This is a genomic window from Bacteriovorax sp. HI3 (genome assembly GCF_059738875.1).
The window spans coordinates 838,735-850,833 of record NZ_AP026946.1 but is presented as its reverse complement, the minus strand read 5'-3'; the positions used below and the strand labels follow the sequence as shown (position 1 = coordinate 850,833).

Genomic DNA, 12,099 nt, shown 5'->3' with positions numbered 1-12,099 from the left:
AGTCCTTATCAAATGCTTATTCAGGAATATAAGCATGAGTGATAATGCATTAAGAATAACACTAGTTGGCGTATAGAGGATTGAGACAAGTTATAGACAGTAAAAAACTACTTAGTCTCTTTCACTAGAGTTGTGATTTTTTTGAAATTAAGGACACTTCCATTCTCTCGAACATTAGTGACCAGGTCGGGCCTGATATCGGCATAGACCCACTTTGGATAATTCACTTCACCTTGAACAATGATGCCATCATCAGGAAAGCCTTTGTCGCAAGTCGAGTACACTGCGGCCATTCCCGTATTCCTGTCGATGGCCTCTGAATAATCAACCTCTCCCACAGTCTGAGAGACGGCAACGTAGATTTGATTTTCCAAAGCTCTAGCACGAGCACCGACGTGAACGCGGTTCATTCCCGCTGGTGTTTCTGTACATGAAGGCGCAATTAAAAGAGTGATTCCAGATAAAGCGAGTTCGCGCGAGAAATCCGGAAACTCGACGTCGAAACAAATAGAAATTCCCACCTTCACACCATCCACATCAAAGACGTTGAGCTTTCTTTGATCGGGTGAAGACACTTTCCATTCTTCATCTTCAAAACGAGTCATCACTTGTTTGTCCTGATAACCATAAAGGCCTTCAGGGTTAATGAAAAAAGCGCGGTTAATATATTTGCCTTCAAGCTCCAGAGGAAAACTAGGAGCGATAATATAAACTTTGTATTTTTTTGCCAGATCGAGGTAGCAGTTTAAAAAGTCGTCTTTATATTTTTGAATTTCTTTTAACTGCCCGGCAAGATTCTTTTGGATTTCTGGCGTCATCAAAGACACCAATTCAATCGAGCCATATTCAGGGAAAATCACCAGACGAGCACCATGTGTTGCCGCTTCCTTCACCCAGTCTTCAGCATTGCTTTTAAAAGCGTTGAGTGAGCTGTGTTTATTCATTGAGTACTGGGCCGTGGCGATTTTTAACATAATGATTTCATCCAATAGATCATAGGCTTTTTAGTTTCTGCGCTCTCACCAATGTCCTGCCATGAAAATTCACTTCTTAGGTTTTCTTGTTTGACGTATCCGCGTTTTTTCCAGAATTCATCCAGTGGGCTATAGCCTTCCGGCTTCATCGGGTGATCGGCCGGTCTTTGAACTCCACAAAAAACAGAGATGGGAAAACCAAATTTTTTAGCAGCAGCTTCTCTTCCATCAAAAAACTGATGACCTAAACCATGGCCTCGGTATTCTTTTAACAGAACACTTTCACCAAAATAATAAATTTCATCGAGATTCATTTTAGCTTGTAAGAATGGCGCTCTTACATAATCGGCTTCATCACTTAAAGGAAGAGCTGTCGCTGCTCCCACAAGCTGGTCACCATCAAAGGCCGCCACTAAAACGCTGCGAGAACTGTTGGTATAAACTTTAAGGTAGTCTTTTTCATAATCAAGACTTCCCTCATAAAGATAAGGGAAGTCGTGAAAAACTTTTATGCGTAATTCAGCCAGGCGAGGAATCAGTGGAGTGATGTCTTTTCCAAAAAAGCTCTCCACTCTCATTTTAGTATTCCTGCGGGAAGATCTCGTATTGCTCGACGTGATAGTTATTTTCTGAACGAATCTGAATTGATTTACCGTGAGCTTCTTCAAGCGTGTCGATTAAATCAAAGTCTTCGCCAGTTAATGTCGCCGTCACTTCAGGGTGAGCGTAGATCGAAACTTTTGAGCCTTTTGTTTTTGCCAGGACTTTATTGAGTTCACGGATCAGCTCGTAACAAACTGACAACGTCGACTTCACTCTTCCTGTTCCTTCACAGTATGGGCATGGCTCACACATGATACGAGACAGGGTGTCTCTAGTTCTCTTTCTGGTCATCTCAACCAGTCCAAGACCAGAGATAGGAAGCACGTTGGTTTTTGCACGGTCTTTTTTCAGTGCTTCTAATAAAGCATTGTAGACAGTGATGCGGTTTTCTTCTTTTTCCATATCGATGAAATCGATGATGATAATCCCACCGCAGTTTCTTAAACGTAATTGATAAGCGATTTCTTTAACCGCTTCCAGGTTGGTCTTTAGAATTGTTTCTTCAAACGTTTTTCTTCCGATGTATTTACCGGTATTGACGTCGATAGAGACCAAAGCTTCAGTCTGATCAATGTTCAATGATCCACCAGACTTCAGGAAAACCTTGTTGTCGATAGCTCGCTCTACTTCCAGGTCAATTCCAAATTTTTCAAAAATTGGAGTTGAGTCTTCGCCATAGAATTTGAATTTTCCTTTCATCGTTGGAAGGAACTTCTGCACGAACTTTTCAGCTTCTTTTAAATTTTCTTTTGAATCAAGAATGATTTCATCAACGTCTTCATCAGCGATATCGCGGAAGACTCTTTGAATAAAACTTAAATCCTGGTGAACAACTGCTGGAGCTCTCGCCTTCTCTGCTTTTTTCGAAACATCTTTCCAGAGTTTCATCAGCATATTGAAGTCGAACTTCAGTGTTTTATAACTTTGTCCTTCGGCCACAGTACGGGCAATCACCCCTGTTCCTTCCGGACGAATCGTTTCTAAAATTTCTTTTAGTCTCTCGCGCTCTTTTTCACTTTCAATTCTTCTTGAAACACCTGTGTGCTCAATGAATGGCATGAACACAATATGTCTTCCAGCAAAAGTGATATGGCGAGTGACTCGCGGGCCTTTTGTTGAGATTGGCTCTTTGGCAACCTGGACCAGGATCTCGTCACCTTCTTTAATGAAAGTTTCAATCGAGATGTCTGGACGAAAACGCATGTTAACCGCTTCCGATAGTGTAGAAAGTTCGTCAGGAATAACTTCTCCCTGCTTTTCTTTTCCTTCCATCGACTTCTTGCTCTTTTCCGCCATGTCTCTTTGTTCTTCAATGGTAGGAATATATGCATCATCTACATACAAGAAGGCCGCTTTTTCGTATCCAATGTCTACGAATGCCGACTGCATCCCTGGAAGAACGCGAACGACTTTTCCTTTGAAAATGTCGCCTACGAAGGGAAAATCTACATGATTGTTCTCAGGTCTGTGGTGAAATGAGCGCTCCATTAAAAAATCGAGAATTTCACCATTCTCAATAAGCGCTGCCCGACACTCATTGAGTGTCTGGTTGATAATTAATTGTTTGGCCATTGTAAAATCCTTAAAAACTTAAATCTAGTTCAGGATACATTACCTTGACCAAAGTGACAAAGGAGGAAAATGTCGCAGCTCTGTATGGAAATTAGAACGTGAAAGAGAAGCCGACAGTAGGTTCTTTCAGGTAACTCTCGGCAATTTTTTGTTTAGAAAAATCAAGTCTTGCAAGACTCTCGTTTTTCTCTGCCGTCATAGGCGCTGGAGTCAATTCTGTGATGGCCTGAGACTTCGTGGCCTGGTTAAAAATAACGTAGCCTACCCCAAAAACAATCCCGATAGCTCCACCGATAGCGATATTTTTCATATGATCTTTTGGTGTTTCAACAAACGATAGAGTTGAAAGCCCCAACACTGCTCCAATAGCACCTGAACCTAATACCACGTATAAGTCATTCAACGATTCATCGACTAAACCAGTTGAATTTGAGTCTTGCGCCCTTAGTTGAAGTGGGTTTAAAAGAATAACTGTAGTTACTAAACAAGTAAGAATTTTTTTAGCTAGTGTCGATTTCATAGTTTGTCCTTAAACCTGGGGCGATACGTTATGTTTGATTTTCATGAGTCTTTTCAATACACTTTATCCCTTACTCTTAATTTTTTAAGGAACGGTTTAAAGGACGTATGACTCAATCATTCTCAGCTTATAGTATTATACAAAAGAAACGAGATAAAGAAAAACTTAGCAAAGATGAAATCTCTTGGTTCATTGATGGACTGACAAAAGGAGAAATTGCTGATTATCAAATGAGTGCTCTACTCATGGCCATCTATCTCAATGGAATGGACATCGAAGAAACAGCAGCACTTACAGATGCCATGCTTTACTCGGGTAAAGTTCTCAACTTTCCAGAGCAACATTTTATCGACAAACACTCAACGGGTGGTGTTGGCGATAAGGCCTCTTTCATTCTCGCTCCTATCGCCGCTGCTTGCGGTGTAAAAGTTCCCATGATCGCCGGGCGCGGCCTTGGTCACACTGGTGGAACGATCGATAAGATCGAATCGATCCCGGGTTTTAAAACAGAAATCTCATTAGAAGAATTTGAAAAACTTTTACGCGAGCGCGGGGTTGTTCTCATTGGTCAAACCAAAGAAATCGCTCCAGCTGATAAAAAGATTTACGCTCTAAGAGACGTGACGGGAACTGTTGAATCAATTCCACTTATCACGGCTTCGATCATGAGTAAAAAACTGGCCGAAGGTGCTAAAGGGATCGTCATGGACATCAAGACCGGCAACGGCGCCTTCATGTCTAAACTGGCCGACGCTAAAAAATTGGCCGAATCAATTAGAAAAACAGGACATAGATTCGATAAAAATATGATGACAATGATCACAGACATGTCAGAGCCTTTAGGGTTAGCTGTCGGGAACTCATTGGAAGTCATCGAGAGTATCGAAACTCTAAAAGGAAAAGGACCAAAAGATTTAACAGATCTTTCTGTGGCCCTTGCCGGCGGGATGATTCACCTCGCGGGTCTAGCAAAAGATTTAAAGGAAGGAATTAAAAAAGCTCAGGCTTCAATTGATGATGGAAGTGCACTGGAGAAATTCCGCGAGTTGATTTCTAATCAAGGTGGAGATGCAAGAGTTATTGATGACTACTCTCTTCTTCCAGTAACAAAAACAACTTTCAAAGTGAAATCTAAGAAAGCTGGTTACGTGACAAAAATGGAATGCACAGAGCTTGGTAAACACTGCGTGCGCCTGGGTGGTGGAAGACAAAAAACGGGAGACGCGGTGGATTTTGCTGTGGGCTTCGTGATGAATAAGAAGATTGGAGATAAAGTCGCTAAAGGCGAAACGCTGATGACTATCTACTGTCACGACAATCAAATGAAAATTGCTGAGGAGATCTCTGAGCTTGTAACAAGCCGTGACATCACGATAAGTGCAAGTAAACCACCTAAAAAGAAATTGATTATAGATATTAATACGAGCTTTGCTGGAAAAAATACGAAGACAAAGAAAACTAGCAATGCTAAAAAGACCACCCCAAAAAAAGTGGCAAAAAAAACAGTAAAGAAACCCGCAAAGAAGCCCATTAAGAAGGCAACAAAGAAAAAGAAGTAAAAAATGGAATCACTAACACAAAAACTAGAAAAGACCGTCGCTCATATTCACAACGTAAAAAAGACCAATCCACGCGTAGGAGTTATCCTGGGTTCTGGACTGGGAGATTTTGTTGAAAAGATGGAAAACAAAACCGTTATTCCTTATAACGACATTCCTCACTTCAAAAAAGTGACTGTGCAAGGGCACGACGGAAAAATGATTCTGGGAACTGTTGGTGGTGTTGAAGTTGTCGCTCTTCAGGGACGCTTTCACCTTTACGAAGGCCACGACATGGAAGACGTTGTCTACCCTGTCCGCGTTCTGGCAAAACTTGGAATCGAAACGCTAATCGTAACTAACGCCGCTGGTGGAGTGAATTTAAGTTACTCGCCTGGAGACTTAGTGATTCTTACTGACCAAATTAACCTGACAGGAAGAAACCCATTAATTGGACCAAACGATGATTCAATTGGTCCTCGTTTCCCGGATATGTCTCACGCTTTCAATGCAAAATACATCGACATTCTGGCAGAGACTGCCGCTGAATTAAAAATGAACAACAGACAAGGTGTTTACGTTGGTGTTTTAGGGCCGACGTATGAAACTCCAGCAGAAATCAGAATGTTCAGAATCCTGGGCGGTGACGTTGTGGGAATGAGCACTGTTCACGAAGTGATCGTTGCTAATCACATCGGTCTTAAAGTTTGTGGTGTCTCATGTGTAACCAACATGGGGGCCGGGATTATCGACCAGACTTTAAAACACGAAGACATTAAAGATGAAGCCAATAAAGTTATGAGTAACTTCACTGAACTTCTTAACCGTTCAATCGTTAAATTTTCGAGGGTAAAATAATGGAAATTAAAAAAGTACTACGCGAAAAAGCGAAAGATGCTGCCAGCAAGGCTTACTCTCCTTACTCAAAAGCAAAAGTAGGAAGTGCGATTGAAATGAGTGATGGCTCTATCTACACTGGATGCAACATTGAAAACGCCAGCTACGGCGGGACAATTTGTGCTGAAAGAGTGGCGATTTTGAAAGCTGTCTCTGACCAAAAAATGAAGATTGCTAAAGTTTACGTTTATACAAAAGACGGATGGCCGCCATGCGGATTGTGCCGTCAGGTTATGAGTGAATTTGCGGCTAAAGATATGGAAGTCATCATGGGTGACGAAAACGGAAAAGAAGTCACTATGAAGTTCTCTGAACTGCTTCCTCTTTCGTTTACTCCAGATCACCTCATCGGTTAATTACAAGACCTGATGATTTTCTTCTGGGTTTTTGCAAAAAGCTCAGTGATGTCCTGATCCGCGATTTTGTGCTTGAGTTCCTCTATTGCTTCTCTGCCTTTCTTAGGACAATAGCGGGACTTAAGAACAATACCACTGTCATTTGTCTGTTTAATAAATCCATTGGCCACAACTTTAAATGCGCGCTTATCAAGTCTTCCTTCTAAGAATTCATGTCCGGCAATTTCCATTGGTGTGAAAAACGACGTCTCTACTCCCTCGCGGTTGCTGACAGCACGGATATAAATTGTCGAAGACAATTCCGGGTACTCTGCTTTGATATGCTCATACACCTGTGGATCGTATTCAGTGTCATCACCAATTAGAATCAGCCTGTCTGGATTGAGTTCTTTGATAAGTTTTTTGATTGTTGTTGTTTTGTATTCATAAGTATCATCACTCATCGAATCTTTAAGTAGAAGATTGTGCTGTTGTGGAAAATCGTTTTCCTCCAGGAATTCACTCACGCGCACACGGATAACTTTAGGAGATCCACTAACGTAATAGATCGACGTATCCTGATTCACCATTTTATTATAAAGCTCGCTCATTCCGGCAAACGCTTTTTCTCTAAAAAGTCCGTTGAAAATAATAGTTCTTTTTTTTCCAAGAACATCGGTCATTTTAATGGTGTCATCCACATCGCTGACAATTAATGTTTTAGCGTGAAGAGTTTGAATTGAGGCAATCAGGATTGCGCTTAGAAAAAGGATTTTTGCTTTCATGCTTCCACCAAAAAAAAGGCCTTAAATAAGTGATTCCTTTTAACTCTAGCAAATGGTGTGGTTCTCACCATAAAGCTTGTAAAATTTATCACCTATTTAAGGCCTCTAATTAGGGAAATCCCCTTTAAGCTCTTAAAATAAGTCTAATACGGTAATCGAATCAATTCCCATGAACTTGCGGTAGATGCGGTCTTTGGCCGAATCTTCACGTTTTCCAGCGTCCAGGCACTTTTCCATATCTTTTGGAGATGTCCCGATAGTTCCGGCCATAAGTTTTGCCTGGCACTCATTTTTACGACGGGCATTCTGCTCTTTTAACTGCTCTTGAGTGTCGTAGTTAAAAAGATCTTCGTAATTGTCTTTAGCATCGTCGATAAGTTTATCAACTGGGGCTCCCGTCTCCTTGTAAGTCAATTGCACCAGGTTGTCTCTGTCTAGCGGGAAGAACGGGCTTTCTTTTGTCCCGTTGTTTAAAACTGTTTTATAAGTTTTGTTTCTCTTTCCTGCCGGGTGATCCGCTTGGTCTTTTGTTTTATAAGACACAGTGATCGGAGTTTGTTGTTCATCGTTATCCATGATCAGGTCATGAAGCGCCATTAGATCAGGAACGCGAAGTCTCATACACCCGTGAGAGTCGAACCCTCTGACGAATGAATCGTTGATTTCAGTGTGGAAACCAATCGCCGTCATATCATTTCTAATATCATTTCCTTTTAATAATCTGATAAATGGTTTGCCATCAAAGTAACGAGGTTTTTCTCTTTTTGAAATAACCGCTCTCTGGTCAATCACTCCATTTTGAAAACGTGGAGTTAAAAGGCTTACGCGACCTTCGTTTAAAACACCTTCATCAAATCCACCGACACCGATTGGGAAGACGAATTTAATATCGTACATTGAGTCTTCGATGATCACTTTTCTATCAACTAATCCAACAGTGATGGAAAAAGCAGTGTCTCTTAAATTCACAGAGCCTTCTGGTTGAATCAGCATATCAGCTAACTTCTTAGCTCCATTGTTGTATGAAACAGTAAAGCGTTCAAAATTTGAGAAGCCTTTATACTTAACATAAGCTGTAACCGATAAACGAACCATTCCCGGTGTCACTTCCGGAAGCTTATTTAAGAAAACATTGTGGACAACTTCGATTGTCCCGCTGTTAAAAAAGGCCTGTGGATTGCTCTTTATGTTGGCCGCTACGTTAGCAAGACCCGGAACAAGAGAAGGAAAGTTGTTAACTAAGTCATCTAGCCTTACGCCTACGACTTTATTGGCCGCTTCGGCCGGAACGACTAACTGGTTTGTTAAAAGTGAATTTTTCCCCAATACAGCTTGTGCATAAACGTCTTGAACTGACATCGTTAAAAGCACAGCAACAGTTGAAGAGACAATAGCTTGCCTGATCATAAGAATCCCCCTGAGTTTTGTCGGGTTTATCAAACAAGTTTGACTTTCAAAACAGCAGTGTATTTTTTACAGATATTGAGTTAGGATCAACTGGTATGAACTCAATAAATTTTAAAGAATTTTTTTCAGTTACACTTATTCTCTTTTCGGTCATTGATATTCTGGGTGCCATTCCCTTTATCCTCGACATCAAAAAGAAATTCAAAGTGCTCGATGCTTTTAAGATCACCATTGTTTCTGGTGTCCTGTTATATGCTTTCTTATTTATCGGAGAATCGATTCTTCACCTATTTGGTGTAGACGTTGAATCATTTGCCGTGGCCGGTGGTTTGATCATGTTCTTTTTAGGCCTGGAAATGGTTTTAAACATCGAGATCTTTAAACACGACCCACAACTTGCCTACACCTCTCCTATCGTTCCTCTGGCCTTCCCATTGATCGCAGGAGCAGGGTCTATGACGACTCTGATCTCACTCAATGCTGAATACCAGAGAATTAACATTATCCTCGGTGTTTTCTTCAACCTGATTTTTGTTTATTTCGTTTTAAAGTCTTCGGATTTCATCGATAGAAAAATCGGCGTCAGTGGAAGTATCATCTTAAGAAAGTTCTTCGGGACCATTCTTCTGGCAATGGCCATCCGTCTGATTAAGAAAAATATTGTAGGAGTCTAGAAACTATAACCTGCACCGAAAGCAAACTGTAATCCGCTCTCTGTCAGCTTGATGGTTTTGTACTTCTGATTGCGGGCTTCATAACCTACACCTAAGCTCGCTCTGACCTTTGGAAAGAAATAATTGAAGTTACTATTAATTAAATAAGAAGTACCAATCTTCTGATCCCCTGATGGCAGGATAAACCCGACTCTCAGAGAAGGAACGATGGCGAAGTCGCCTTTTTCAAACGCCTTCATATAGAGTCCACCATTGAGTCTTTTCGTCCAAGCAACAACACCATTGATGATGCCATTTTGGTCTTCAAAGAAAATTTCCTTTTTACTTTCCGCACTCACTGTCGCTGACCAGCGCTGGGAAATGTAATATCTTGCCCCTACTTCGTAACCCCCCATCTTGCTCTTGCGGCTTGAGTTGTCAGTCGTATTGAGCACGGTGATTTCATAAGTCGAGAACGTTCCAAAAAGAACGAACCTCTCATTCAAGCGTCTCAGGTAAGAAAATTTTAAACGGGAAGCGAAGTCTGAGCTGAACTTATAATCAATGCCCGGGCCACTGATGTCGTAATTTCCTTCTGCAAAAAGAAACTCTGCCACGATAGCATTTTTAGAAGATGTCTCCTCTTCAGCATTTACTGAAAATGAGATCATCAAAGCAAAGACAAAAGCTAAGATAACATTTTTTGACATAACTTATTGTCTATCTAACTGGAATTTATTACTAGGATTTTTTTAAAAATTAAGTCTCTTGGTACTTAGAATAAAATACCAAGAGACTTAGTCAGATAATTAAAGGCTGCGTTCGATATTTAAGGAATCAATATTTACACCATACGGTCTGTGCTTTAGGAGGTGGCAGGCAACAGGTAAATCGTTAACAACTGCTTCATAATTGTCAGAGTCATTTCCACTAGTCCAATTAAGCGCTTTCCAACCATTCAACAGGTCTTTTTTTACGGTCACAACGAAACCGTAATTCGTGTCCATAAAATCTCCCCACTGGACCCAAAGCTCACCATTAGCAGTATCTTTTGGCGTCACTTCAATTTCTTCGCTCCATCCAACATAATCGTTAAATGCATAAGACAGAATCTTATCATTCTTGATCTTAAAGAAAGCATTGTACTGTTCTTGATTATCAGTGCATGAAATGAATTTAATCTCGCTGGCATGCAGGTTCATTGAGGTCATGAGAATCAAAGGCAGAAGCATTTTCATACGAATTCCTGGTTGAAGTTTAACCGGAATTAACATGCAGCTGTTTTGAATGTAAAGAAAAGCCCCCGAAAGGGATGAAATCTTAATAAATGAATAAAGGGATTAATAGGAAGAATAAAAATGGTGGGCGTTGAGGGGTTCGAACCCCCGTTAACATACAAATTTTATCTGTAATTACTAAGGCTTACGACGTTGTCAAATTCGTCCTGCACCTTCTTCGCACCACCAAGTGCAAATCTATTAGAGTTCACAAAACCATCGTCTTTAACTTTTGGTTTCACATATATTTTAAGCGTTTTAATATCGCTATGTTTTGAAAACTGAACACCCTTTTCATATCCATGCTCTTCAACAAATTTATTTAGTGTTGAGTGCTTGGCGACAGCATAAGGCCTATACATGAAGCCAAGTTTTAAACAAGCCATTTTCATGTGCTTGCGCAAGGTGGTATCACCAATAAACTTTGAAAGCCTTCCTGGAAAAATTGGATCCTCGGGGCCCTTGCCTTCAATGTGCTTCACAAGAATTCGATGCGCCTCATCATCAACTGTGTGTGTTATCACTCCTAATTCTTCATGACCTTGAATGGACTTACGACCCTCTTCAATCTCACCATCTGATCTATGTCTCGAGATCGTTAACTCGCGAGTTTCTGGGTTGTAGTCTTTAGCCAAAAGTACAATGATCTCACAGGGCCTACTTGCAGTCGAAGCGACAATAATCCAGACTTCCCTATAGAACTCATCTTCAATTGCCCGCACTATGGTTAGCTGAGTGTCCTCATCCGGGATCTCTTCCCTGGTTAATGATCGAGCTCTTGGAATATAAGGAAATGGAGGCACTTCTTTAATGTACTCAAGCTCATCTTTTGCAAAGTTAAGAAGAGCTTTCAATTCCCCCGTTGCTTTGTCTCGAGCTCTAAAGTGCCGCACGTAAGAATCATAAAATTTTATAATTTCTTTCTTGTCGATCTCATCAATGTATCGGGTTACAGTTTCACCTTTTGAGTTTAGTCGTTCTTTAAAGTAAGGCAGTAAGTGATTTTTAACATTTGAGACAAGTGTTCTTCGCCCGCCCTTGGTCAATCTCAACCGGTGCCTCTGTGGAAGAGTGAAACGTTTATCTGCGTGAGCCAAATATTCATTCAAAACATTCTCAACACTCATGCACTCTCTAGCTTTAGAATTATATTTTTCTAACTTAAAGCTTGGATCTGTGATTTCTTTATTGAGCTGGCCTATCAACTCTATGCAGTCGCTGACAGAATCAAGACGGTTGCCTTGAAGATTATCTCTAAACCAGGCGTAGTAAACTTTTCCATCCTTTCCAGGAAAGCTTTTTTTCACTCGAAGAAGGGATGGTGGTTTTTGACATTTATCGCAGGCCGGATATTTGGCCTTGATGATTTCATTGAAAATGGTTTTGAAAGCTCCGCCACAAGAGCACACGCTCCCGCAGTCGGACAAAATAAGTCCGTTCATAAATACTCCTCTTTTAAGCTTTTCGACTAGCTTGTGAGGCGGCATCTTACTGTCCGGAAATAAATTTGTTAAGTTGCTTGAAAAATCCATTTAATT

At 40.8% G+C, this 12,099-nt stretch carries 13 protein-coding genes; 4 read left to right on the top strand and 9 right to left on the bottom strand.

Features of this window, described 5'->3' with window-relative positions; genetic code table 11:
• Nucleotides 1–107: 107 nt before the first annotated feature.
• The 4 genes from AC6JA8_RS04080 to AC6JA8_RS04065 form a co-directional block, all read right to left on the bottom strand.
• Nucleotides 108–974 carry a carbon-nitrogen hydrolase family protein gene (locus tag AC6JA8_RS04080; RefSeq protein ID WP_497975877.1) on the bottom strand — a complete coding sequence of 289 codons (867 nt, stop codon included), beginning with the start codon at nucleotides 972–974 and terminating at the stop codon, nucleotides 108–110.
• Nucleotides 968–1,552 carry a GNAT family N-acetyltransferase gene (locus AC6JA8_RS04075; protein WP_497975876.1) on the bottom strand — a complete coding sequence of 195 codons (585 nt, stop codon included), beginning with the start codon at nucleotides 1,550–1,552 and terminating at the stop codon, nucleotides 968–970. Before AC6JA8_RS04075 ends, AC6JA8_RS04080 begins: the two co-directional genes overlap by 7 nt.
• A 1-nt stretch (nucleotide 1,553) precedes the next feature.
• The gene (locus AC6JA8_RS04070) at nucleotides 1,554–3,149 is read right to left on the bottom strand and encodes an Rne/Rng family ribonuclease (protein ID WP_102242540.1); all 1,596 of its coding nucleotides are present in this window, start codon (nucleotides 3,147–3,149) and stop codon (nucleotides 1,554–1,556) included.
• Between the two features lie 91 nt (nucleotides 3,150–3,240).
• Nucleotides 3,241–3,669: a hypothetical protein gene (locus AC6JA8_RS04065; RefSeq protein WP_497975875.1), complete on the bottom strand. Its 429-nt coding sequence runs from the start codon at nucleotides 3,667–3,669 to the stop codon at nucleotides 3,241–3,243.
• Between the two features lie 107 nt (nucleotides 3,670–3,776).
• Between AC6JA8_RS04065 and AC6JA8_RS04060 the strand changes: the two genes are divergently transcribed.
• From AC6JA8_RS04060 to cdd, 3 genes are read left to right on the top strand one after another with little or no spacing between them, the layout of a single operon-like run.
• Nucleotides 3,777–5,228 (top strand): thymidine phosphorylase, encoded by a 1,452-nt coding sequence (locus tag AC6JA8_RS04060; RefSeq protein ID WP_497975874.1) that lies wholly within the window; start codon nucleotides 3,777–3,779, stop codon nucleotides 5,226–5,228.
• A 3-nt stretch (nucleotides 5,229–5,231) separates the two neighbouring features.
• A complete protein-coding gene (locus AC6JA8_RS04055) occupies nucleotides 5,232–6,065 on the top strand; it encodes a purine-nucleoside phosphorylase (RefSeq protein WP_497975873.1) in 834 nt (277 codons plus the stop codon).
• A complete protein-coding gene (cdd, locus tag AC6JA8_RS04050; protein WP_497975872.1) occupies nucleotides 6,065–6,460 on the top strand; it encodes a cytidine deaminase in 396 nt (131 codons plus the stop codon). Before AC6JA8_RS04055 ends, cdd begins: the two co-directional genes overlap by 1 nt.
• Here the strand turns inward: cdd and AC6JA8_RS04045 are convergent.
• Nucleotides 6,457–7,224: a phosphatase domain-containing protein gene (locus tag AC6JA8_RS04045; protein ID WP_497975871.1), complete on the bottom strand. Its 768-nt coding sequence runs from the start codon at nucleotides 7,222–7,224 to the stop codon at nucleotides 6,457–6,459. The genes cdd and AC6JA8_RS04045 overlap by 4 nt on opposite strands.
• A 132-nt stretch (nucleotides 7,225–7,356) precedes the next feature.
• Nucleotides 7,357–8,631 carry a L,D-transpeptidase gene (locus tag AC6JA8_RS04040; protein WP_497975870.1) on the bottom strand — a complete coding sequence of 425 codons (1,275 nt, stop codon included), beginning with the start codon at nucleotides 8,629–8,631 and terminating at the stop codon, nucleotides 7,357–7,359.
• Between the two features lie 95 nt (nucleotides 8,632–8,726).
• On the opposite strand from AC6JA8_RS04040, the gene AC6JA8_RS04035 reads away from it, so the two are divergent.
• The gene (locus AC6JA8_RS04035) at nucleotides 8,727–9,305 is read left to right on the top strand and encodes a MarC family protein (RefSeq protein ID WP_102242533.1); all 579 of its coding nucleotides are present in this window, start codon (nucleotides 8,727–8,729) and stop codon (nucleotides 9,303–9,305) included.
• Here AC6JA8_RS04035 and AC6JA8_RS04030 read toward each other — a convergent pair.
• The 3 genes from AC6JA8_RS04030 to AC6JA8_RS04020 all read right to left on the bottom strand — a co-directional run bounded on the left by AC6JA8_RS04030 (nucleotide 9,302) and on the right by AC6JA8_RS04020 (nucleotide 12,003).
• Entirely contained in the window at nucleotides 9,302–9,994 is a 693-nt protein-coding gene (locus AC6JA8_RS04030) for a hypothetical protein (protein WP_497975869.1), read from the bottom strand. The genes AC6JA8_RS04035 and AC6JA8_RS04030 overlap by 4 nt on opposite strands.
• A gap of 99 nt (nucleotides 9,995–10,093) precedes the next feature.
• Entirely contained in the window at nucleotides 10,094–10,522 is a 429-nt protein-coding gene (locus tag AC6JA8_RS04025; protein ID WP_497975868.1) for a hypothetical protein, read from the bottom strand.
• A 164-nt stretch (nucleotides 10,523–10,686) separates the two neighbouring features.
• Nucleotides 10,687–12,003 (bottom strand): site-specific integrase, encoded by a 1,317-nt coding sequence (locus tag AC6JA8_RS04020; RefSeq protein WP_497975867.1) that lies wholly within the window; start codon nucleotides 12,001–12,003, stop codon nucleotides 10,687–10,689.
• Nucleotides 12,004–12,099 lie beyond the last annotated feature (96 nt).